Genomic DNA, 22,167 nt, shown 5'->3' on the forward strand with positions numbered 1-22,167 from the left:
GTCGCCGGAATTACCTTAGCGCTCAGCTAAATTATCTCAGTGCTAAAGAACCGAACGCTCCTCCTCGGCGTGACCGCGCTGGCCCCGGCTATCTGGGGGACCACCTATCTCGTCACCACCGAGCTGCTGCCCCCGCAGCGCCCGCTGCTGGCCGCGGTGGTGCGTGCCCTTCCCGCCGGTCTCCTCCTGGTCGCGGTCACCCGGCAACTGCCCAGGGGTGCCTGGTGGTGGCGGGCGGCGGTGCTCGGCGCCCTGAACATCGGCTTCTTCTTCGCGCTGTTGTTCGTCGCCGCGTACCGGCTTCCGGGCGGGGTCGCCGCGACCGTCGGCGCGGTGCAGCCGCTCCTGGTCGCCGCGCTCTCCGCCGGCGTGCTGGGCGACCGGCTGACCCCGCGTACCGTCCTCGCCGGGGCCGCGGGGGTGGCCGGGGTCGGGCTGCTGGTGCTGCGGGCGGACGCCCGCCTCGACGGCGTCGGCGTCGCCGCCGCGCTCGGCGGCGCGGTCGTGATGGCCGGCGGCGTGGTGCTCAGCAAGCGGTGGTCGTCGCCCGCGCCGCTGCTGGCGACCACGGGTTGGCAGCTCGCCGCCGGCGGCCTGCTGCTCCTTCCGGTCGCCGTGCTGGTCGAGGGTCCCCCGCCAGCGGTGCTGACAGCCGGGAACCTGATCGGGTACGGCTACCTCACGCTCGTCGGCTCCGCCCTCGCCTACGCCCTCTGGTTCCGTGGCATCCGCGCCCTCACGCCCACCACCGTCACCTTCCTCGGCCTGCTCAGCCCGCTGGTGGCGACGGCGTTGGGTTGGCTCGTGCTCGCCCAGGAACTCACCCCGGCGCAGCTGTCGGGCGGGCTGGTCGTCCTCGCCGCCATCGTCGTGCAGTCGCGGGCGTCCCGCCCGGCCCGATCCCCGCGTCGTATCACCCCGGCGGCGGCTCCCCGGTGAAGCCCGCGTCAGGCGGGGCGGGCGCCCACCGCGTCGCGGATCTCGGCGCCCTGGGCGCCCTCCTCGGCGCGGGCGCAGTGCGCGCAGCAGAAGAACCGGCCGGACACCTCCACCCCGTGCCCGACGATCTTGATCTGGCAGTGCTCGCAGATCGGCGCCATCTTGTGCACGGCGCACTCGAAACAGTCGAAGGTGTGCACGTCGCCGCTGACGGTCCGCACCTCGAACGCCATCCAGTAGTCGTTACCGCAGACCTCGCAGGTTGCCACGACATAACCCCCCGAAATAGGACACGTTTTCTCAAGCCTGCCGTACGGGCGCGGGTCTGGTAGTCGAAACAGCCGAGCTGGTCGGGTTCGGCGGCGTGTCGCCCCCGGCGTGTCGGCCGTTGTGCGGGAGGGCGGGGTGGCCTGCTGTTGCCCTGGGGGGCGGCGCGCTGAGGGTCGTCGATGTTTTTATCGACAGGAGTCTTTACTGTTAAGAAGGTTTAATTTATGTTGGGTGGCACCTCACCAGCCCGAAGTCCGAAGGAGCTGCCACCATGCGCCGAAGAATCACGATTCCGCTCGTGGCGACGGGCGCCGTCGTCTCCACCCTGGCCGTCGCGGCGCCCGCCCAGGCCCACGGCTACGTGTCGGGGCCACCGAGTCGCCAGGCGCTCTGCGCCCAGGGCCGGGTCCCGGACTGCGGGCAGATCAAGTACGAGCCGCAGAGCGTGGAGGGCCCGAAGGGGCTGCGCAGCTGCCACGCCGGGATCGCCCACTTCGCCGTGCTGAACGACGACAGCCGGGGCTGGCCCGCCACCGCGGTCGGCTCCTCGGTGACCTTCACCTGGACCAACACCGCCCGGCACGCCACCAGCAACTGGGAGTACTTCGTCGGTGGCACCAGGGTGGCGGTCTTCGACGGCGGTGGGCGGCAGCCCGGGGCCACGGTCTCGCACACCGTCGACCTGAGCGGCTGGTCCGGACGGCAGAAGGTGCTCGCCGTGTGGAACATCGCGGACACCGCCAACGCGTTCTACTCCTGCGTCGACCTCCAGGTCGGCGGGGGCGGCGGTCCGTCGCCCACGCCGAGCCCGACACCGCCGGCCCCGTCGCCCACCCCGACGCCCACCGCCTCCCCGACCACCCCTCCCGCCCCGGGCGGCAGCTGGACGGCGGGCCGGGCGTACCAGGCCGGCGACCAGGTCACCTACGGCGGGCTGACGTACCGCTGCCGGCAGGCACACACCGCGATCCCCGGCTGGGAACCGCCCTACGTGCCGGCGCTCTGGACCCAGGTCTGACCGTACGGGTGCGGCCCCGCCCCCGGCGACCGCCGCACCCGTCACCACCCCGGATCGGAGTACGCCATGCGACGGCTGCGCACGGTCGCCCTGCTCGCCGCCCTGCTGCTGGCATCCGGCTGCGGCGCGGGGACACCCCCGACGCCGCCCGCGCCCGCCGCGCCCGCGCCCGCCGCGCCCGCGCCCACCGGGAGCGCGCTGAGCGGGCTGGACGTGGTCTTCCTGACCACCATGGCGGCGCACACCGAGCAGACGCTGGAGATGGTGCGGCTCGGCCGGGACCGGGTGACCGACCGGAAGCTGCGCACCCTGGTCGCCGCCATCGAGGTCACCGAGTCCGACGAGCTTGCCACGATGCGCGGCTGGCTGCGGGAAGCCGGGCCCGCCGGGACAGCCCACCGGCACGACCACGACCACGGGACCGCCGGGGACCTGGCACGCCTGCGGACCGCCCCGGACGGCGAGGTCGACCACGTCCTGCTCGACGTGCTCGGCGCCCACCAGGGCGCGGCGGCCGACCTGGCCCGGGCGCACCTGGCGGTCGGCAGCGACCCGAGGGTGCGCGACCTCGCCGGACGCGTCGAGCGCTCGCGTACGGCCGAGGTCTCGCTCCTGGCCGGGCTGGCGGCGGCCCGGCGCTGACCCGGCGGCCCGGCGGCCCGTGGTCGCCCGGCCGCCGGGTCAGCGGCGCCCCCGCCTCAGGCGTCGGTGCGCGGCTCCAGTCGGATGGAGACCGAGTTGACGCAGTGCCGGGTGTCCTTGGGGGTGAAGCCCTCACCCCGGAACACGTGACCGAGGTGGCTGTCGCACCGGGCACAGCGGATCTCGGTGCGGCTCATCCCCAGGCTGCGGTCCTCGATCTCCTTGACCGCGCCGGGGATGGCGTCGTCGAAGCTGGGCCACCCGCAGTGCGAGTCGAACTTCGTGTCGCTCGGGAAGAGCTCCGCGCCGCAGGCCCGGCAGCGGTAGATCCCCGGCGTCTTCGTGTCGACGTACTCGCCGGTCCACGGGCGCTCGGTGCCGGCCTCCCGCAGCACGCGGAACTCCTCGGGGCTGAGCCGGACCCGCCACTCTTCCTCGGTGCGGGGCAGTTCGCTCTCGTCAAGACTCACCCGCCAACGGTACGCCGGACGTCGGGGGTGTGGCATATGGTCGCGCAATGGGTGGCACGAAGGCCGCGGCCGAAGAGATCGAGGTGGCCGGGCACACCGTACGACTGACCAGCCCGGAGCGGGTCATCTTCCCGCAGCGCGGCTTCACCAAGGCCGACGTCTTCCACTACTACGTCGCCGTGGGCGACGGCATCATGCGCGCACTGCGCGACCGTCCCACCACGTTGCAGCGCTTTCCCGAGGGCGTCGAGGGGGAGATGTTCTTCCAGAAGCGGGTGCCGACCCGGGGCGTGCCGCCGTGGGTGCGCACGGCCACCATCAGCTTCCCGAGCGGTCGCAGCGCGGCCGAGCTCTGCCCGGCCGACCTCGCCCACGTGGCCTGGGCCGCCCAGATGGGCACGATCGTGTTCCACCCGTGGCCGGTGCGCGCCGCCGACGTCGACCGCCCCGACGAGCTGCGCGTCGACCTCGACCCGCAGCCGGGCACCGACTTCGCCGACGCGGTCGCCGCCGCCGGCGAGCTGCGCGGGCTCCTCGACGAGCTGGGCGTCCCCGGCTGGCCGAAGACCTCGGGCGGTCGCGGCGTGCACGTCTACCTGCGGATCGCGCCACGCTGGACGTTCACCGAGGTGCGCCGGGCCACCATCGCGCTCGCTCGCGAGCTGGAGCGGCGCCGGCCGGAGTTGGTCACGACCGCCTGGTGGAAGGAGCAGCGGGGCACCCGCGTCTTCGTCGACTACAACCAGATGGCCCGGGACCGCACGATCGCCTGCGCGTACTCGCTGCGGGCCAACGCCAGGGCCACCGTCTCCACCCCGGTCACCTGGGACGAGCTGCCCGACGTCGACCCGGACGACTTCGACCTGCGCAGCGTCCCGGCCCGGCTGGCCGAACGCGGCGACCCGCACGCCGGCATCGACGACGCGGCGTGGGACATCACCCCGCTGCTGGAGTGGGCCGACCGGGACGACGCCGCCGGCCAGGGCGACATGCCGTACCCGCCGGACCACCCCAAGATGCCCGGCGAGCCGAAGCGGGTGCAGCCCTCCAAGGACCGCGACCGCCCCCGCTGACCGGCCCGCGCCGGCTCTCGTGCTGCCGCCTGGGCGGCGCGGCCGTCACCGCCGGTCGGCGTACGCCTCCACGGCCTCCTTGGCCGAGCGCAGGTCCGCGCCGGTCGCCTTCCGGTACGCGGCGATCGCCTTGATCTTGTCGCCCCGGGCCAGGTGTTCCCGGACCCCCGGCGGCACGGGCGCGGCGTCCACCACGCCCAGGTGGTCCATCACCAGCGTGAGCCGGCGCTCGATCTCGGCGAGCCGGTACGCGGTCCGCGCCTGGTCGGCCCTGCCCGGCACCTGGGCGGCGAGCAGCGCGACGACGGCGACCACGAGCACGGTGAGGACGATCTCCATCCGGCGATCGAAGCACAGCGCCGCCATGCCGTCCGCCCCGCGCCCCGACGATGGACCGCCGCCGATCGGGTAACGATCAAGTAACGGGCGCGAACCTTTCCCGGACCGTCACCCCTCTCCCTGATCGTCGGCCCGACACCGGGCCAGGGGAGGGCATCGGATGAAGCTGGTGTGGAGGCGGGCCCACGAGGCGCGCGGGCTGCTGCTCGCGGCGGTGGTCGCGGCCCTGGTGGCGGTCGCGTTGGTCACCGGCCTCTCCGACTACAACCGCCGGGCCGTCGAGTCCGGCCAGCGCGCCCTGCTCACCGGGGCGTCCTTCGAGGAGCGCAGCATCCTGGTCAGCGGTGCGGCCGGCCGGGACGCGACCGAGTTCGCCACCCGGGACCGGGCGGTCCGCGACGGCTTCGCCGCCGGTCTCGGCGGTGCGCCGATCACCGTCGACGCCGCCCGCTACGGCGGTGGCCGTGAGCTGACCGGCGACCTCGGCACGGTGGTCCGGGAGGACGACGACCCGGTCTTCGCCAGCCTCGCGACCCTCGACGACCTGCCCCGCCACGCGGAACTCACCAGCGGCGCGTGGCCCACCCCCGGGGCGTCCCCCATGCAGGTGACGTTGCCGGAGAAGGTCGCCGGCGCGCTCGGGATGGCCACCGGCGACCGGGTGCCGATGCTGGACCGCAGGTCCGAGCGGACCAGCGAGGTGGTGCTCGTCGGGACGTGGCGCCCGCGTGACGCGGCCGACCCGTACTGGCTGCTGGCCCCCGGGGTGGGCGCCGGCAGCGCGGCGGACTCCGGCACCTCGTACGGGCCCTTCGTGCTGGACCGGGCCGACTTCGTCGCGACCTACCCGGGCGCGGTGTCGGCGTCCTGGGTGGTCGAGCCGGACCTCGCGGCCGTGGCCCGCGCCGGCCGGCTGCTCGACGTGCGGGCGGCGCTGAGCGCTGCCGTCGCCGAGGTGCCCGAGGCGGCCGGGCTGGGCTCCTCGGCCCAGACCGTCACCGCGATCGACCGGCTGCTCGACCGCGTCGCCCGGGCCGACCTGGTCGGGCGCTCCTCGCTGGCCACCCCGCTGCTGCTGATCGTGGTCCTCGGCGGGTACGCGCTGGTGCTGGTCGCCGCCCTGCTGCACGAGGACCGGCGGGGCCAGACCGCCCTGCTCCGGGCCCGCGGCGCCGCCCGGCGGCAACTGGCCGGCCTGGCGGCCCGGGAGGCGGCGCTGGTCGTCCTGCCCGCCGGCGTGCTGGGGCCCCTGATCGCCGGCGAGGCGCTGCGGCACGTCGGCACGGGCGACGCGGCCGCGCTGGCGCTCACCCCGGGAAACACCACGTTGGTCTGGGCTGCGGCGGCCGCCACCGCCGCCGGCTGCCTGGTCGCGATGGTCGTCCCGACGCTGCGGGGGGCCGGCACGTACGTCGCCGACATGGCGGCCCGGTCCCGTCCCACCCGCGCCGCGACCGTCCAACGGGCCAGCCTCGACCTGGTGCTGGTCGGCTTCGCGGTGCTGGCCTGGACGCAGCTGCGCCAGTACTCCTCGCCGGTCACCGGGGCCGGCGGGCGGCTCGGGGTCGACCCGCTGCTGGTCGCCGCGCCGACGCTGGGCGTGCTCGCCGGCGCGGTCGTGGCGCTGCGGCTGCTGCCGCCCGCGACCCGGTTCGCCGAGCGGTTCGTGGACCGTCGACCGTGGACGGCGACGATGTTCGGCATGTGGCAGGCCGGCCGGCGCCCGCACGCCGGCCCGGTGCTGCTGCTCGCCCTCGCCGTCGGCGGCAGCACCCTGGCCTGGTCGCTGGTGACGACGGGGGAGCGGTCGCAGGCCGACCAGGCCGAGCACACCGTCGGCGCCGACCTGCGGGTCGTCGAGCGCACCGGCGCGGCGCCCGACGACCGGGCCGGTCAGCTCGGCGTGCTGCCCGGCGTCGACGGGGTGCTGCCGGCCTGGCGGGACGAGATCCGCCTCGGCCGCGACGACCTGCCGACGACGGTGGTGAGCCTGGACGCCGGGGGCGCGACCGGCGTGCTGCGGCTCAACGAGCGACTGGCCGACGAGCCGGTGCCGGCGCTGCTGGACCGGCTGACCCGGGCGCGCGGCGCGCCGGGCGGCATGGACCTGCCCGCGGGCACCCGGTCCCTCACCGGCACGGTGCGTACGCCCGTGCAGGGCGCCATCACGCCGCACCAGATCGGTCTCTGGGTGCTGCTTACCCGGGCGGACGGGCTGGCCTTCCGGCTTCCGGCGGGCAGCAGCGGCAGTGACGGCCGGCCGGTGCCGTTCACCGTCGCCGTCCCCGACGGGGCGGGCACCGTGCGGCTGTCCGGGTTCGAGATCGACGGCGGGGACGCGCGCGGGCGGGCGTACCGCCTGGAGGTGTCGGACCTGCGGCTGGTCGGCGCGGACGGCGCGGCCCGGCCGGCGTCGCTGGCCGGCGAGTGGGCGGCCGTCGACGGCCAGGGCAAGCCGGTCGGCGCGCCGGTCACGGCCACCGGCCTGAGCGCCGAGCGGGAGGTCGAGTACCTGGCGGGGGGCCGGTTCGCGTTCCAGCCGCCGAGCCGCTTCGCCGTGGTGCCGGCCGCCGAGAACCGGCCGGTACCCGCGCTGATGACCCCGGCGGTGCGCGACGCGCTGAGTCTGCGCACCGGTGACACGGTCAACCTCGTGCTGTCCGGCGCGACGCTGCCGGTCACGCTGGTGGGCGAGCTGGACGAGGTGCCGTCCACGGCCGGCGAGGGCGTGCTGCTGGACCTGCCGGCGGCCACGGACTGGCTGATCCGGGACCGGGGCGCCGTCCGGCCGGTCGCGGAGTGGTGGCTGGGCACCGCCGGCGACAGCCACGCCGAGGCGGCCCGCGGGGCGGCCGAACTGGCCGGCACCACGCTGCTCGACCGGCGGGAGGTGGCCGAGCGGGCCGCCGGCGACCCGTACTGGCAGGGGGCCCGCACCGGGCTGCTCGCCGCCGCGCTCGGCTCGGTGCTGCTGGCGCTGGTCGGCCTGGTCGTCGACGTCTGGGCGACCGCCCGGCACCGGCTGGGGGAGTTCGCCGTGCTGCACACGCTCGGCGCCAGCCCCCGGCTGCTGGCCCGGGCGCTGCTGGCCGAGCAGACCTTCCTGGCCGGCATCGGCGTCGGCGTCGGCCTGCTGCTGGGCGCCGCGGTCGGCGCGACCATGGCCCCGCTGGTCATCCTCACGCCGTCCGCCGGTCGGCCGGTGCCGGAGGCCGCCTTCGTGGTGCCGTGGCTGCCCATCGGCCTGACCGCGCTCGGCCTGCTGCTGGCGGCACTCGCCTTCAGCGCGTTCATCGCCCTCGGCATCCGGCAGCGGGTGGCCGTGGCGCAGCTGCGGATCGGGGGAGACCGGTGACCGGGTGGAGCGTAGGGACGACCAGGAGCGGAGACGGGGCGTGGTGAGCATCGGGGCGGCAGCCCGCCGGGTGCGGGCGTACGGCGGGCAGTTCCTGCTGCTCGCGGCGCTGACTCTGGTCGCCGTGCTGGTGATCAGCGGCGTGCCGAGGATCGTCAACGATCACGCCCAGCAGGGCCTGCGGTCCCATGTGGGCGCCGTGCCGCCGCAGCAGCGCGACGTGACGTACTCGACCGGGCCGCTCGTCGACACGGGCACCGACACCTCCCTGGTGGCCGCGCACCAGGGCGACCTGGCGAAGTTGGAGGCCGGACTGCCGCCGGTCATACGCCGGATGGTCGAACAGCGGTGGTTCACCGCGGAGACCGCGGCCAGCCGGGTACGAGGCCCGGACCTGGCGGCGAAGAACCTCCTGGTCGACCTCGGCCTGCGGGCCGTGCCCGGGGTCGAGGAGGCCGGCACCCTGGTCGAGGGGCGCTGGCCGGCCGACGCGCCGAAGGGCCAGCCGGTGCAGGTGGCGCTGGCCGAGGACGTCGCCCGCAAGCTGAACCTGCGGCTCGGCAGCCGGCTCACCCTCGCCGCGCCGACTGCCGGCTCACCCTTCGAATCCATGCCCCCCGTCCAGGTCGCCGTGGTCGGTCTCTTCCAGCCCCGCGCCGGCACCGACGGGTTCTGGGACGGCCTGCCGCCGCTGTTGCGGATCGTCGAGCCGGAGGGGGACGGCGAACCCTTCATCATCGTCGGTGTCGTCGACGGCGCGGCGCTGGACCGCCAGGCCGTCGCCGGCTGGCCGATGTCGTTCAGCTGGCGCTACCGGTTGGGCGCCGACGGCATTGACGTCCGCGAGCTGGACCAGGTGATCGACGGCCTCCAGCAGACGACCCGGGAGGCGGCCGGCCGGGACATCATCCAGGGCCTGGACATCCCGCTGCGGGAGTTCGCCGCCGAGGTGGACAGCGCCCGGACGGTGCTCGGGGTGATCGCCGCGGGAGTGTTGGCCACGCTGGCCGGCCTCGTCGCGCTGGCCGCCGGGCTGCTGGTGCGCCGGCGCCGGGCGGAGTTCATCCTGCTGCGTGCCCGGGGCGGGGCGGCCACCGCGAACGCGGGCCGCAGCCTGGCCGAGGCGCTGCTGGTGGTGCCGCCCGCCGCCGCGCTCGGCTGGCTGCTCGGCGGCCTCGCTCCCGGGGCGCCCGGGGAGACCCGGTGGTTCGCCGTCGCCGCGACCGTCCTGGTGGCGTCGGCGCTGCCGGTGGCCACCCTCGCCGTCTCCACCGGCGGCACCGGGCGGCGTGACCTGGTCCGCGCGCGCCCCTCCGCGCGTCGGCTCACGGTGGAGGCGGCGCTGCTGGTCCTCGCGGGTCTCGCGGTCGTGCTGCTGCGCCGCCGTGGCCTCACTCCCGGCGAGGTCGATCCGCTGCTGGTCTCGGTCCCGGTGCTGCTGGCCGTCGCCGCGGCGGTGGTCGCGATGCGGTTGTACCCGTGGCCGTTGCGGCTGGTCAGCCGGTTCGCGGCCCGCGCCCGGGGCAGCGTCGCCTTCCTCGGTACCGCCCGGGCCGGCCGGTCGGTCGTCGCCGTACCGCTGGTGGTCGTCGTGCTGGCCATCGCGACGGCGGCGTTCTGCGCGGTGACGGCCGCCGGGATCGAGGCGAGCCGGGACCGGGCCGCCAGCCGGGCGGTCCCCGCCGACGCCCTGATCCTCGGGGAGCGGATCGCCCCGGACACGGGCGCCGAGTTGGAGCGGCTGCCGGGGGTGCGCGCCGCGAGCCCCGTGCTGCAGGAGGCGGGCCAGCGCCTGACGAAGGACGCGGTCGGCACCGACACCAGGCTCGGCAGCGTCACCGTGCTCATGGTCGACGGCCCCGCCCTGGCCCGGATGGTCAGCCAGGCCGGCGTCGACGTGACGGTGCCCGCGGCGCTGCGCACCCCCGCCGGGGGAGCCGGGCCGCTGCCCGCGGTGGTCTCCCCGACGGTCGCCGCCGAGCTGGCCGACGCCGGACTGGACGGCTCCGCCTTCGTCAGCGCCCAGGGCCAGCGGTACGAGTTCCGGGTCGCCGAGCGGGCGGAGAGCTTCCCGCTGCTGCGCGCGGGCAGCAGCCGGTTCGTCATCCTGCCCTGGCAGTCGTTGCCCCGCCGGGACTACGCCGCCGTGCCGACGGGCTTCCTGGTCGTCGGCGACGGGCTGGACGTCGAGGCGCTGCGCCGGGTCGGTGACGCGGGGCAGTCCCGCTTCCAGACGGGCGGGACCGTCACCGGCCGGGAGCGCTCGCGCAGCGTGGAGGTGCTGACCTTCGCGGACACCCGCCGGCAGGTGGGCGAGGGCGGCGCGAACGGGGTGCTCGCCTTCGGCTTCGTCGCCGGCGCGGCCGGCGGGACGGCGCTCGGCATGCTCGCGATCGCCTTCACGGTGCTCGCCGGTGCCCGGGAGCGCGGCCAGGTGCTGTCCCGGCTGCGCACCCTCGGCCTGTCCCGGCGCCAGTGGCGCGGGCTGCTGGTGGTGGAACTGGCCCCGCTGGTGGGCGTCTCGGTCGTGACCGGCGCGCTGGTCGGCACGGCGTTGCCGCTGCTGCTCACCCCCGTGCTCGGCCTGTCCGCCTTCACCGACGGCGTGGAGGTCCGGGTGGCGTTCGAGCCCGGCCTGGCGGCGGGGGTCGTCGCGTTGGGGGCGGTCGCCCTCGGCTTCGCGGTCGCCGTCGAGGCCCTGAACAACCGCCGGATGCGCCTCGGCGAGGTGCTCCGGCTCGGAGAGGAGAGCTGACATGACCGCTACCGCGGAGACCACCGCCGTGCCGGACCTGGCCGCCCTGCAACAGCGGGCCGCCGAGCGTGCGGCGGAGCGGGCCGGTGGCCGGGACCTGTTGCGCGGGCACATCGTCTGCGACGGGCTGGTCCGGATCTTCAAGACCGAGGGGGTGGAGGTGGTCGCGCTGCAGGGGCTCGACCTGGTCATCGACCGGGGCGAGCTGGTGGCGATCGTGGGCGCCTCCGGTTCCGGCAAGTCGACCCTGCTGAACATCCTCTCCGGGCTGGACACCCCCACCGCCGGCATCGCCCGCGTGGGCGACTACGACCTGCTCAACCTCTCCGCACGGCGGAGACTGAGCTACCGGCGGGACATGGTGGGGTTCGTCTGGCAGCAGACCGGCCGCAACCTGCTGCCGTACCTGACCGCGCTGGAGAACGTCGAGCTGCCGATGCGGCTGGCCGGTCGGCGGGGCGGCCGGCGGGCCCACCGCGAGCGGGCTCGGGAACTGCTCGACCTGGTCGGCGTGGGCCACTGCGCCGACCGGCGGCCGGGGCAGCTCAGCGGCGGCGAGCAGCAGCGCTGCGCGGTGGCGGTGGCGGTGGCCAACGACCCCGAGGTGCTCTTCGCCGACGAGCCGACCGGTGAGCTGGACGAGGCGACCGGCGCCGAGGTGTTCGGGGCGCTGCGCACCATCAACGCCGAACTCGGCGTCACCATCGTGGTGGTCACCCACGACCACGCCGTGGCCACCCAGGTCCGCCGGACCGTCGCGATCCGCGACGGCCGGACCGCCTCCGAGGTACGCCGGACCGCGCGGATCGGCGCGGACGGCAGCACCGAGCTGGTCAGCGAGGAGTACGCCGTGCTCGACCGCACCGGCCGGATGCAGCTGCCGGCGTCCTTCGTCGACGCCCTGTCGCTGCGGGACCGGGTGCGGCTCAACCTGGAGCCGGACCACGTGGAGGTGCGGCCGGGCGACCGGGCGCGGGACGAGCGGGAGGCGACGCAGTGAGCGGGCCAAGAATCAGTCGGTACCGCGTGGCCGAGCCGGTCGGCCGCGCCGAGCGCAGCGGGGCGGGATCATGAGCGAGCGGGACGTGATGGCGGACGGCCGGTACGACGGGGCGACGGTCGACGGGCGCTCCGGCGGGACGGTGACGGACGGGCGGCCCGGACACGTCGCGGACGGGCGGCCCGGCGGGAGCGTGGCGGGCGTCGCGGTCACCGACGAGGTGGTCCGGGTGGCGGAGGTCAGCCGCACCTTCGGCCGCGGTGAGCACGCGGTGCACGCCGTGCGGGAGGTGTCCTTCTCCGCCGGGCGGGGCGAGCTGGTCGCCGTACGGGGCCGCTCCGGGGCGGGCAAGACCACCCTGCTGAACCTGGTCGGCGGGCTGGACCGGCCCGACTCGGGCCAGGTGGTGGTGGCGGGGCACGACGTGACCGGGGCCGGCGAGCGGGAGCTGCTGGAGCTGCGCCGGGGCATCGTCGGTTTCGTGTTCCAGACCTTCGGGCTGGTGCCGATCCTCTCCGCCGCCGAGAACGTCGGCGTGCCGCTGCGGCTGGCGCGGGTGCCGGCGGCCGAGCGGGAGGAGCGGGTGGCGGTGCTGCTGGAGCTGGTCGGCCTGGGCGGGCACGCCGCGCAGCGGCCGTACGAGCTGTCGGGCGGGCAGCAGCAGCGGGTGGCGGTGGCCCGGGCCCTGGCCAACGAGCCCGACCTGCTGATCGCCGACGAGCCCACCGGCCAGCTCGACTCGGAGACCGGCCGCTCGATCATGGACCTGATCCGGGCGGTCGTGCACGCGCGGGGCATGACCGCGCTGGTCGCCACCCACGATCCGGCCCTGATCGACCTCGCCGACCGCGTCCTCACCCTCCGCGACGGCCGTCTGGTCGACGGCTGACCGGGGCGGGTCCGCACCGACGTGCGGTGCGGACCCCCGGGTGCCGGCGACCAGGGCGAACGCGGCGCCCGGCCCGGGCGTCGAGCGCGTTGCGCACTCAGTCCCGGCAGCGACGCCGGTGGTAGGCCGCGGTGAGCGCGAGCAGCAGCGGACCCCAGAGCAGCAGCGGGGCGTAGCAGGCCACCAGCAGCGCCATCCCGCCGGGGGAGAAGCCGAACTCGCCGCCGCGCGGGAGCCCGCCGGTCGCGGCGTACCCCCAGATCAGGATGAGCGCGACGCCGCCTGCGGTGGCCGCGGTGACGGCGAACGGCGGCGGCACCCGCCGGCCGCCGACCAGCGGCAGCCAGCGAGGGAAGATCTCGCCCCACGGCCGGACGAGTCCGATCGAGAGCAGCGCCAGCGCCTCCTGGACCACGCTCAGCGACAGGATGTAGACGGCCTCCCAACCGCCGACCCGGACTGGCTCGCCGTTCGCGAACGCGCCGATCGGGACGCCGGCCACCAGTGCGACGCGCCACAGCCCCGACGGGAGGGTGACCAGGGGAATCAGGTGGGCGGTCCGCACCGCCCACCGCGGTGCCGGTCGTCCGTCCCGGGCGTGACCCGACGAGGCGGGGGCGATGGCGGTTGCGGTGCTCATGACGGACTCCGTTCCTCGGCGGCTGCCGCTCCAGCCTCGCCGGCCGAGGACGGCCCGCCACCCCGCCAGTGGGTGAACCGACTCCCCGACGCGGGGGAGCGTCCCGCAGTCCCGGGCCACCGTGCGGATCGCGGAAGGCGGGGGAGCGTCCCCCGGTCCCGGGTCACCGTGCGGATCGCGTAAGGCGGAGGCCGGCGGGCCGGGCCCGAGGTCAGAGCGGAAGCTTCATGCCCTCGTGGCTGGCCACGAAGCCGAGGCCGAGGTAGAAGCGGTGGGCGTCGTGGCGGGTCTTGTCGGTGGTGAGCTGCACCAGGGCGCAGCCGCGCTGCTTCGCCTGGTCGACGGCCCAGGTCATCATCTGCCGGCCGAGGCCCCGCCCGCGCCGGTCCGAGCGGACGCGGACGGCCTCGACGAGCTGCCGCTCCGCGCCGTGCCGGCCGAGCCCGGGAATGTAGGTGAGCTGCATGCAGCCGACCACCTCACCGTCCGCGTCGGCCACGATCAGCTGGTTGCGCGGATCGGCGGCGATGTCGGCGAACGCCCTCTCGTACGCGTCGTCGACCTCCGTGAAGTCCCGGGACTTCCCGAGCACGTCGTCGGCGAGCAGGGCCAGCACGGCGGGCAGGTCGGCCCGGACCGCCTCCCGGAAGATCACGTCGCTCATGCCGCCAGCGTGACACAACGATGTGGGGCGATGCGGCGGCGGCGCTTGCCGGCACCGGGCAGCATGATGGCTCATGGACGTCCTGCTGCTGCCGTTCCGGTGGATCTACCGGGCACTGGTCTGGTTCGCCAACTCGCCCCGGACGTTGATCATCTCCTACCTGCTGATGATCGTGGTGGCCGGCGTCATATACGGCCAGGTGGAGAACCGAACGGCGGCGGACGCGGTCTGGTGGGCGGTGGTGACCGCGTCCACCGTCGGGTACGGCGACATCTCACCGGTCAGCTGGCAGGGCCGGGCCCTCGCCGCGCTGCTCATCTCGACCATGGTGCTGCTGGTCATCCCGTTGATCACCGCGCACTTCGCCAGCCAGCTGATCGTCGACGACGACGCCTTCGAGCACGACGAGCAGGAGGAACTCAAGGCCGACGTCCGGCGCATGCGGGCGCTGCTGGAGGAGATCGCCGCGCGGCAGGGCATCGAGCTGCCCGACCTGCCGCCGGAGCGGCCGGTCAGCGGGCCGGGCAGCGCAGCCCCTCTCTGGGCACGGTCAGGTCGATCAGGTAGGCGTCGACCGCCTCCGTGATGCAGGAGGTCTGCGGGTAGGCGGTGTGCCCCTCCCCCTCCCAGGTGAGCACCCGGCCGACGCCGAGCATCTCGGCCAGCTTGCCGGTCTGCTCGTAGGGCGTCGCCGGGTCGCCGGTGGTGCCCACCACCAGGATCGGCGGCGCCCCGTCGGCCCGGCCCGTCGGGTACGGGTCGCGGCCGCCCGGCCACTCGGTGCAGGAGAGCATGCCGACGGCCAGCGACGGGCCGAACAGCGGGTACTTCGCCCGCCACTGCGACTGGAACTGGCGGATCCGCTCCCGGGTCGGCTTCTCCTCCTCGTCGGCGCAGTTGACGGCCAGGTTGGCGTCGAACAGGTTCGAGTAGTGCCCGTCGGAGTCCCGGTCGGCGTACGCGTCGGCGAGGCGGAACACGTCCGTCGGGTCGCCGCCCGCCAGCTCGTCGATGGCGCGGGCCAGCTCCTGCCACCCCTGCTCGGTGTAGAGCGAGGAGATGATCGCGTAGAAGACCCAGCCGGGGGTGGCCTCCCGGCCGTCGTCGCCGCGCACCGGGGACACCCGCGCCTTGTCGATCGCCGAGGTGACCGCGGCGCGGGCGTCCGGGGCGATCGGGCAGCGGCCGGCGTTGGCGGCGCACCACCGGGTGAAGTTGTCGAAGGCCCGCTCGAAGCCCTTGGCCTGGCTCTCCGATCCGGCGACCAGACCCTGCTTCGGGTCGATCGCGCCGTCGAGCACCATCGCCCGGACGTGCTGTGGGTAGAGCTGCGCGTAGGTGGCGCCGAGCAGGGTGCCGTAGGAGTAGCCGAGGTAGGTCAACTTGTCGTCGCCGACGGCCGCGCGGACCACGTCCATGTCGCGGGCGGCCTGCTCGGTGCCGTAGAGCGGCAACTGGTCGCCGTAGCGGTCGCCGCAGCCGCGCCCGATCCGCTGGTTGAGCGCCACGAACCCGTCGAAGGACTCCTGGCTGCGCGGGTCGGGGTCGTAGCCGAAGCTCGCGTCCAGGTCGGCATCCGGAATGCACTCCACCGGGCTGGAGCGGGACACCCCGCGAGGGTCGAAGCCCACGATGTCGAACCGGTCGGTGATCGAGGCGGGCAGGCCGCCGAACGCCGGCCCGTAGGAGAGGTAGACCGCCGTGTCCACCCCGGAGCCGCCCGGCCCGCCCGGGTTGACGACCAGCGAGCCGATCCGCTCGCGCTGCTTCGTCGACCGGGCGCGCAGCAGCGCGATCTCGAAGGTCTGCCTGGCGCCCGGGCCGGTGCCGGCCGCGCCGCCCATGCCCCAGTTACGCGGCACCTTGACCCGCGCGCACTCGTAGCGCATGTTCGGCGCGCTCCGCCCGACCAGCTCCTCGGCCACCTCTGGGCAGGGCCGCCAGGTCGGCGTGGCACCCGGCGCGGCGGCCTCGCCCTCGACGTCCGTCCGGGGGGCGAACGCCGGGAGGGTGCAGCCGGCGGCGAGCAGCGCGGCGGCGGCCAGGCCGGCCAGGGTGAGCCGGAACCGGCGGATCCGGGCGGAAGTGCGGGTCACGAGCGGGCCTCCGTGATCGATTCGACGGCCAGGCTACGCCGGGCCCGCGGCGGAGCCCACGGTCACCGTCGGGTCGCCGCGGAGCACCTGGTCCACATCGAACCGGACCGGCCGGTCGAGCTGGTCGTAGCGGCAGGAGCCGGGCTCGCGGTCGGGCCGCCACCGGACGAACCGGGCGGTGTGCCGGAACCGGTCGCCCTCCATCGCGTCGTAGCCGACCTCGACCACCAGCTCGGGGCGGAGCGGCTCCCACTCGAGGTTGCGGGTGCCGGTCCAGCGGCTGACCCCGCCGGGCAGGCGCTGGCCACGCTCGTGGTCGCCGTGCACCCACGGGTGGTCGGCGCCGGCGTCCCGGTAGGGCTCCAGCTCCTCCAGCAGCTCGGCGCGGCGGGCCATGGTGAACGAGGCGCTCACCCCGACGTGGTGCAGCACGCCCGCCTCGTCGTAGAGCCCGAGCAGGAGCGAGCCGACCACCGGCCCCGACTTGTGCCACCGGAACCCGGCCACCACCACGTCGGCGGTGCGGGCGTGCTTGACCTTGAACATGAGCCGCTTGCCCGGCTCGTAGGGCAGGTCGGCCGGCTTGGCGATCAGGCCGTCCAGGCCGGCGCCCTCGAAGACGTCGAACCAGCGGTGGGCGGTGTCGACGTCGGTGGTGACCTGGGTGACGTGCACCGGCGGGCGCACCCCGGCCAGGGCCGCCTCCAGCCGGGCCCGCCGCTGCGGATAGGGCTGGTCGAGCAGCGTCTCGTCGTCGAGGAGGAGCAGGTCGAAGGCGACGAAGTCGGCCGGCGTCGTCTCGGCCAGCAGCCGCACCCGGGAGGCGGCCGGGTGGACGCGCTGGGCCAGCAGCTCGAAGTCGAGCCGGGGCTGCCCGCCCGGGCCGTCCCGCCGGATCACGATCAGCTCGCCGTCGACCGCGCACCGCTCGGGCAGCTGCCGGCGGGCCTGCTCGACCACCTCCGGGAAGTAGCGGGTCATCGACTTGCCGCCCCGGCTGGACAGCTCCACCTCGTCGCCGTCGCGGAACACGATGCACCGGAAGCCGTCCCACTTCGGCTCGTACGTCATCCCGGACGCGGTGGGGATCCGCGGGACGCTCTTGGCCAGCATCGGCTCGACCGGTGGACTGATCGGCAGCTTCACGGCGACAAGTCAACCAGACGGCACCGACAGTCGTGAGGCAGATCACGGCCGGTCGGCGGGCGGCGTGTCTCCCCGCGCGCCCCTCGTCCCCGCCCGGGCGAATCGGATAACCGCAGGTCAGAGCTACTTTCGCGGGGTGTCGGAGTGGGTCTGCGGGTGCTGTGGTCGGTGGCGGGTGAGCGTCGAGCTGATCCGGGGCCGCCACCGGTACCGGCTCGTGCGCCGCTACCCGGCCCGGTTCGGCGGGGGCAAGGACGTGCTCGGCGAGGTCGGCTCGGTGGCGGAGTTGGAGGAGTTGCTGCGCCGGCGTACCCCCCTGGGTCTGGCCGACCTGCGCGAGGCCGCCTGACCCGGCGGCGACCAACCGGTCGGCGGATGCCGCGGTCACGATCCGCCGGGCAGCCTCGTCACCGGTGGGCGCGGCGCGCGGGGCGCCGCCCGCGAGGGGGCGCGATGCGGTTCGAGGCCGGTACGGAGGTGGCCGCCGATCCCGGACGGGTCTGGGCGGTGCTGGTCGACGTCGAGCGGTGGCCGGAGTGGACGCCCTCGGTGCGCCGGGCCCGGCGGGGGGAGCCGGGGCCGCTCGCGGTGGGCGCCACCGTCAGGCTGGAGCAGCCGAAGCTGCGGCCGGCCGTCTGGCGGGTCACCGAGCTGACCGAGGGGGTCTCCTTCGCCTGGGTGTCGCGCAGCCCCGGCGTGCGCACCCTGGCCGAACACCGGGTGCTGCCGCTGGCCGACGGGCACAGCCGGGTCGAGCTGGTGCTCGCGCAGTCCGGGCCGCTGGCCGGTCCCGTCGGCTGGCTCTACGGCGGCCTGACGCGCCGCTACCTGCGGATGGAGGCCGATGGGCTCAGGCGTCACTGCGAGCGGGACTGACCCACGGCCTACGCTGGCGGTGTCCCGTCGAGCCCTGGGGGTGCGCGCCGTGCCGGCACTGACCTATCCGCACGTCGGCGCCACCCGCACCGGGAGCCTGCCGCCCGGCTGGCGGCACGTGCGGCAGCGGGTGCGGCTGCCCGACTCCTGCTTCGCCGCCGCCGGCGCGGCGGTGCTCGGCTGGCGCCTGCACCGGGCGGCCGGCATCCGGATGGACGCGGCGGCCGACCGCGCCGCGCCCGGGGTGCGGGTGGTCTCCCGGCTGGGCGTCGGCCCGCTGCGGCTGGCCGCGCCCTGCGAGGTGGTCTGGGCCGTCGACGACGACCGGCGGGCCGGCTTCGGGTACGGCACGCTGCCCGGGCACCCGGCCAGCGGCGAGGAGGCGTTCGTGGTCAGCCGCGACGCCGCCGGCCGCGTCTGGTTCGAGGTGGTCGCGTTCAGCCGCCCGGACCGCTGGGTCATGCGTGTGGCCGGGCCGGCCGGCCGGGCCTTCCAGCACGCGTACGCCTGGTGGCTCGGCCGCACCCTGCGCCGCCTCTGCGCCCGATCCTGACCGCGCACCCCGTCCGCCCCGTCGCGGGCGCCGCGACCGACGGACGGCATCCGCCGGCCAGAACAGCGCCGCGCGCGGCGGCGGCCGGTCAGTACCGGGCGAAGGAGCGGATCGGCATCCGGGGGCCGTACTTCGGGGCCTGGACGCCCCCGGCCTCCAACAGCACGCAGACCCGGCCCCGGTGCCCCCGGAACGGCTCCAGCAGCGCCAGCATCCGGGCGTCGTCGCCGCGTGGCTCGCCCGCGAGCGCCCAGGCCACGGTGTTCGGCACGTGGAAGTCGCCGATGCTGACCGCGTCCGGGTCCCCGTACGCGATCCGCACCACCTCGGCGGCGGTCCACGGCCCGATGCCGGCGATGGCGGTGAGCCGGCGGGTCGCCTCGGCGGAGTCCGCGCAGCGCTCCAACCGGTCCGCGACGGCGGCGGCGCGGCGCAGCGTGTCGGCCCGGCGCTGCTCCACCCCGAACGGGTGGAACACCCAGTACGGGGTGGCGGCCACCGCCGCCGGCTCCGGCGGCAGCAGCAGCGGCTGCATCGGCCCGGGCGCCGCCTCGCGGAAGTGCCGCACCGTCGCGGCGTACGCCCGGTACGCCTCCTTGCCGGTCACCTTCTGCTCGAAGACCGCCCGGAGCAGCCGAGGGAAGACCTGACCGGTGGCCGGCATCCGCAGCCCCCGGTGCTGGGCCGCCAGCCGCGCCACGACGGGGTGGCCGGCGGCGAGTTCCGCGAACCCGCCGAGGTCGTCGCGCAGCCCCGCGACCGCGTCCGCCCGCTCCATCACCCAGCCGGCGCCCGGGCCGTAGCCCTCGGCGAGCAGGTCGCCGGCGGTGGGGCGGAGGGCCAGGGTAGCAGGGCCGGCGGGGGTGCGCGTGGCCCACCAGAACGTGCCCGCCGCGAGCCGCGCGCACGGGTCGTACGGGCTGAAGGTCAGCGCCCGGACCGACCCCGCGAGCCGGTAGCCGGCCGGTGGGCGCAGCACCCGGCGCGCGCCGGGTTCGGTCTCGGTCACCACCCCACTCTGCCACCTCGGTGGGGCGATCCCCGCGCCCGATACCCTTTCGGGCCTGCGGGAGAGGTGGCCGGCCATTTTCCCACTGTCCATCCTGGTTGGGCCCGCCACCCAAACGGCTGGGATTCTTCGGGCAAGTGCTGAAAATGGGTATATGTCGCGTGTCACCACCCCGGTCCCCGGCCATACCCCATGGTCCTTTTCTTTCCCCCGCGTTTACGCGTTGCTAAGGTCCCATTTGCGCTGGCCGAAGTCTTCTCAGGGGAAGCGGCCGCCGGCACGGGAACGTGAGGGCAGCGGAGCGGCAGACCGCCCACGCCGGTCCTCGGTCGACCCGTGCGGCAGCACAACGGGGGTTCGAGAAAGGCGCCATCGATGACTGCATCTGCGGCTGTTCGGCGTGAGCAGGTCGTGTCGGGCGTTTCGCCTCGCCGCGACCAGCACTGACCATGGTTGCCGATGAGGTGACCGTCCGACCGGAACGGTCCGAAGCATGATCGCCCTGCGGGTCTACCGCCTCCTTCCGCCCGCCGCCCGGCGCCGGCTGCTTCACCTGCTCCCCGCGCATCGGCGGCTCGGCCTGGTGCGCACCTTCACCCGGCCGCGCGGCAATGACACCGTGCACCCGCTCGGCTCGCGGCTGACGGTCGACGACGACGGCGTCCGCACGGAGGCAGAGGTGGTCGAGGCCGCCACGCCGTTGGAGATGTGGCACCGCAACCTGACGGCCGTCACGTCCGCCCTCGAGTCGGCCGGGTTCGACTACCACTGCGTGCGCAACGACGACTACCTGCGCAGCTCGGTCGCGATCCTGCTGGACCAGCGGGACGCGGTGCGTCGCCTGGTCTGGTCCTCGCCGTCGTTGTCGGGCGCCCACGTGCGCAGCATCGAGGTGCAACCCGGCCGGAACCAGCCGGACCTGGCCCCGGCCGAGGTGATCCAGGTCTGGTTCCCGGTGACCGACCGTCGGGCGGGCGTGGTCCTGGGCGCACAGTTCGCCTGCGAGATCGAATTCTGGACCCCGGTGGGCGACGTCGTCCGCGCGCCCCGGCACAACGCGGTCATCGACGAGGCGCCGGTGCGGGCCGAGCCGGTCCGGGTCGCCGCGGCGCTGCTCAGCCATTTCGTTCCCGAGGCGGACGACCACACCTACCGCACCCGCCGAGACCTCACCGTGCGCGCCCCGGACCGGGTGGGCTTCCCGATCGACGCGGTCTACACGTGGGTGGACGGTTCGGATCCGGAGTGGCTGGAGCGGAAGATGGCCGCGCTGGCCACCTCGGGCGGTCAGCTGCACGCGATCGCGGCCAACACGTCCCGTTACCACAACCGCGACGAACTGCGGTACTCGATGCGCGCGCTGTACAGCTTCGCGCCCTGGCTGCGCCGGATCTTCCTGGTCACCGACAACCAGCTGCCGAGCTGGCTCGATCCCACCCACCCGAGGGTCACCGTCGTCCCGCACGCCGAGCTGTTCGCGGACCTCGGTGGGCGTTCGTCCTTCAACTCCCACGCCATCGAGTCGCGGCTGCACCGGATCGAGGGGTTGGCGGAGCACTTCCTCTACCTCAACGACGACGTGTTCCTGGGGCGGCCGCTGCTGCCGACCCAGTTCTTCCACGCCAACGGGATCGCGAAGTTCTTCCTCTCGCCCGCGCAGTTCGGGCTGGGCGAGGCGAAGCCCAGCGACCCGCCGGTGAACGCCGCCGGCAAGAACAACCGCAGGCACATCCAGCGGCATTTCGGTGTCACCATCACCCAGAAGATGAAGCACACCCCGTTCGCGCTGCGGCGCAGCATCATGCAGCAGATCGAGGCGGTGTTGCAGGCTGACGTGACCGCCACGGCACGGCACCAGTTCCGCCACCACGGGGACCTGTCGATCCCGTCGTCGCTGCACCAGTACTGGGCGTACATGACCGCACAGGCGGTCCCGGGCGACATCGAGTACGAGTACGCCGACCTCGGCCACCCCTCGACACCCGCCCGCCTCGCGGAGCTGCTCGCCCGTCGGCACCGTGACGTCTTCTGCCTCAACGACACCGACTCCGACCCGGAGACGTTCCAGGAGCAGGAGAGCATGCTGGCCGATTTCCTGCCGCGCTACCTGCCCTTCCCGGCGCCGTTCGAGCTGCCCGACGAGGTGGTCGCTGAACGGCGGAACGTGGGGGCCACCGCCCTGTGGCGGCAGGCCCGCGGCGCCGATCGGCGCGGCACGCAGCTGGACGCGCCGACCACTCCCTCGCTCCGGGTCGGCCCGCAGACGGACGCGGCGGCGGTGCGCAAGCCGCGGGTCAGCCCCCGGCTGGACGCGCCGACCCTGCCCTCGATCCGCATCGCGGCCGCCCGCGCCGCCGAGCACGAGGCGGAGCGCAGCCCGAATCCGGACCTTCCGCCATGCTAGGAGCGGCGCGGGGGGTGCCGCGAAGCGGT

Annotated in this window: 21 protein-coding genes; 13 read left to right on the top strand and 8 right to left on the bottom strand. The window is 75.1% G+C overall.

The features are described from left to right. The first annotated feature begins 39 nt into the window (after positions 1 to 39). Positions 40 to 939, top strand: a complete 900-nt coding sequence (locus ACGF5C_RS01905; RefSeq protein WP_393295799.1) for an EamA family transporter — start codon at positions 40 to 42, stop codon at positions 937 to 939. Between the two features lie 8 nt (positions 940 to 947). On the opposite strand, the gene ACGF5C_RS01910 is transcribed toward ACGF5C_RS01905, so the two are convergent. Then, positions 948 to 1,208, bottom strand: coding sequence for a Prokaryotic metallothionein (locus ACGF5C_RS01910; protein WP_091096395.1), 261 nt, complete (start codon positions 1,206 to 1,208; stop codon positions 948 to 950). A 272-nt stretch (positions 1,209 to 1,480) separates the two neighbouring features. Here ACGF5C_RS01910 and ACGF5C_RS01915 point away from each other — a divergent pair, with 272 nt between their 5' ends. Together ACGF5C_RS01915 and ACGF5C_RS01920 are read left to right on the top strand one after the other, a co-directional pair. After that, positions 1,481 to 2,227: a lytic polysaccharide monooxygenase gene (locus ACGF5C_RS01915; protein ID WP_393295801.1), complete on the top strand. Its 747-nt coding sequence runs from the start codon at positions 1,481 to 1,483 to the stop codon at positions 2,225 to 2,227. 66 nt (positions 2,228 to 2,293) lie between these two features. Beyond that, positions 2,294 to 2,869, top strand: coding sequence for a DUF305 domain-containing protein (locus ACGF5C_RS01920; RefSeq protein WP_393295803.1), 576 nt, complete (start codon positions 2,294 to 2,296; stop codon positions 2,867 to 2,869). 56 nt (positions 2,870 to 2,925) lie between these two features. On the opposite strand, the gene msrB is transcribed toward ACGF5C_RS01920, so the two are convergent. Beyond that, positions 2,926 to 3,339: a peptide-methionine (R)-S-oxide reductase MsrB gene (gene msrB, locus ACGF5C_RS01925; protein WP_393295805.1), complete on the bottom strand. Its 414-nt coding sequence runs from the start codon at positions 3,337 to 3,339 to the stop codon at positions 2,926 to 2,928. 47 nt (positions 3,340 to 3,386) lie between these two features. On the opposite strand from msrB, the gene ligD reads away from it, so the two are divergent. Next, the gene (gene ligD / locus ACGF5C_RS01930) at positions 3,387 to 4,412 is read left to right on the top strand and encodes a non-homologous end-joining DNA ligase (RefSeq protein ID WP_393295807.1); all 1,026 of its coding nucleotides are present in this window, start codon (positions 3,387 to 3,389) and stop codon (positions 4,410 to 4,412) included. A 45-nt stretch (positions 4,413 to 4,457) separates the two neighbouring features. Here the strand turns inward: ligD and ACGF5C_RS01935 are convergent, their stop codons facing one another. Further along, the gene (locus tag ACGF5C_RS01935) at positions 4,458 to 4,751 is read right to left on the bottom strand and encodes a hypothetical protein (protein ID WP_393295809.1); all 294 of its coding nucleotides are present in this window, start codon (positions 4,749 to 4,751) and stop codon (positions 4,458 to 4,460) included. Between the two features lie 160 nt (positions 4,752 to 4,911). On the opposite strand from ACGF5C_RS01935, the gene ACGF5C_RS01940 reads away from it, so the two are divergent. The 4 genes from ACGF5C_RS01940 (at position 4,912) to ACGF5C_RS01955 (ending at position 12,750) form a co-directional block, all read left to right on the top strand. Then, positions 4,912 to 8,106 carry an FtsX-like permease family protein gene (locus ACGF5C_RS01940; protein ID WP_393295811.1) on the top strand — a complete coding sequence of 1,065 codons (3,195 nt, stop codon included), beginning with the start codon at positions 4,912 to 4,914 and terminating at the stop codon, positions 8,104 to 8,106. A 4-nt stretch (positions 8,107 to 8,110) separates the two neighbouring features. After that, positions 8,111 to 10,861: an FtsX-like permease family protein gene (locus ACGF5C_RS01945; RefSeq protein WP_393295813.1), complete on the top strand. Its 2,751-nt coding sequence runs from the start codon at positions 8,111 to 8,113 to the stop codon at positions 10,859 to 10,861. Between the two features lies 1 nt (position 10,862). Continuing rightward, positions 10,863 to 11,861, top strand: a complete 999-nt coding sequence (locus tag ACGF5C_RS01950) for an ABC transporter ATP-binding protein (RefSeq protein ID WP_393265262.1) — start codon at positions 10,863 to 10,865, stop codon at positions 11,859 to 11,861. Positions 11,862 to 11,931: 70 nt separating this feature from the next. Then, positions 11,932 to 12,750: an ABC transporter ATP-binding protein gene (locus ACGF5C_RS01955; protein WP_393295815.1), complete on the top strand. Its 819-nt coding sequence runs from the start codon at positions 11,932 to 11,934 to the stop codon at positions 12,748 to 12,750. Between the two features lie 97 nt (positions 12,751 to 12,847). Here ACGF5C_RS01955 and ACGF5C_RS01960 read toward each other — a convergent pair whose 3' ends face one another. Together ACGF5C_RS01960 and ACGF5C_RS01965 are read right to left on the bottom strand one after the other, a co-directional pair. Next, positions 12,848 to 13,390: a hypothetical protein gene (locus ACGF5C_RS01960; RefSeq protein ID WP_393295817.1), complete on the bottom strand. Its 543-nt coding sequence runs from the start codon at positions 13,388 to 13,390 to the stop codon at positions 12,848 to 12,850. A gap of 211 nt (positions 13,391 to 13,601) precedes the next feature. Next, complete coding sequence (locus tag ACGF5C_RS01965; RefSeq protein ID WP_393295819.1) at positions 13,602 to 14,054, bottom strand: GNAT family N-acetyltransferase; 453 nt, start codon at positions 14,052 to 14,054, stop codon at positions 13,602 to 13,604. Between the two features lie 73 nt (positions 14,055 to 14,127). Here ACGF5C_RS01965 and ACGF5C_RS01970 point away from each other — a divergent pair, with 73 nt between their 5' ends. Then, positions 14,128 to 14,640: a potassium channel family protein gene (locus ACGF5C_RS01970; RefSeq protein ID WP_393295821.1), complete on the top strand. Its 513-nt coding sequence runs from the start codon at positions 14,128 to 14,130 to the stop codon at positions 14,638 to 14,640. Here ACGF5C_RS01970 and ACGF5C_RS01975 read toward each other — a convergent pair. Together ACGF5C_RS01975 and ACGF5C_RS01980 are read right to left on the bottom strand one after the other, a co-directional pair. Next, positions 14,567 to 16,150, bottom strand: a complete 1,584-nt coding sequence (locus ACGF5C_RS01975) for an alpha/beta hydrolase (protein ID WP_393295823.1) — start codon at positions 16,148 to 16,150, stop codon at positions 14,567 to 14,569. The genes ACGF5C_RS01970 and ACGF5C_RS01975 overlap by 74 nt on opposite strands. A gap of 33 nt (positions 16,151 to 16,183) precedes the next feature. After that, entirely contained in the window at positions 16,184 to 17,296 is a 1,113-nt protein-coding gene (locus ACGF5C_RS01980) for an ATP-dependent DNA ligase (RefSeq protein ID WP_393295825.1), read from the bottom strand. Positions 17,297 to 17,432: 136 nt separating this feature from the next. Here ACGF5C_RS01980 and ACGF5C_RS01985 point away from each other — a divergent pair, with 136 nt between their 5' ends. From ACGF5C_RS01985 to ACGF5C_RS01995, 3 genes are all read left to right on the top strand, one after another. After that, a complete protein-coding gene (locus ACGF5C_RS01985) occupies positions 17,433 to 17,645 on the top strand; it encodes a hypothetical protein (RefSeq protein WP_357453842.1) in 213 nt (70 codons plus the stop codon). A 104-nt stretch (positions 17,646 to 17,749) separates the two neighbouring features. Continuing rightward, on the top strand, positions 17,750 to 18,172 hold the full coding sequence (locus ACGF5C_RS01990; RefSeq protein WP_393295827.1) for an SRPBCC family protein: 423 nt from the start codon (positions 17,750 to 17,752) through the stop codon (positions 18,170 to 18,172). A gap of 49 nt (positions 18,173 to 18,221) precedes the next feature. Beyond that, a complete protein-coding gene (locus tag ACGF5C_RS01995) occupies positions 18,222 to 18,725 on the top strand; it encodes a DUF1990 family protein (RefSeq protein ID WP_393295829.1) in 504 nt (167 codons plus the stop codon). Positions 18,726 to 18,813: 88 nt separating this feature from the next. Here the strand turns inward: ACGF5C_RS01995 and ACGF5C_RS02000 are convergent, their stop codons facing one another. Beyond that, positions 18,814 to 19,734, bottom strand: a complete 921-nt coding sequence (locus ACGF5C_RS02000; RefSeq protein WP_393295831.1) for a DNA-3-methyladenine glycosylase family protein — start codon at positions 19,732 to 19,734, stop codon at positions 18,814 to 18,816. 493 nt (positions 19,735 to 20,227) lie between these two features. On the opposite strand from ACGF5C_RS02000, the gene ACGF5C_RS02005 reads away from it, so the two are divergent. Further along, the gene (locus ACGF5C_RS02005) at positions 20,228 to 22,138 is read left to right on the top strand and encodes a stealth family protein (protein ID WP_393295833.1); all 1,911 of its coding nucleotides are present in this window, start codon (positions 20,228 to 20,230) and stop codon (positions 22,136 to 22,138) included. The last annotated feature ends 29 nt before the right edge of the window (positions 22,139 to 22,167 follow it).

It is taken from the genome of Micromonospora sp. NPDC047620 (genome assembly GCF_043205005.1).
Classification (GTDB): Bacteria; Actinomycetota; Actinomycetes; order Mycobacteriales; family Micromonosporaceae; genus Micromonospora.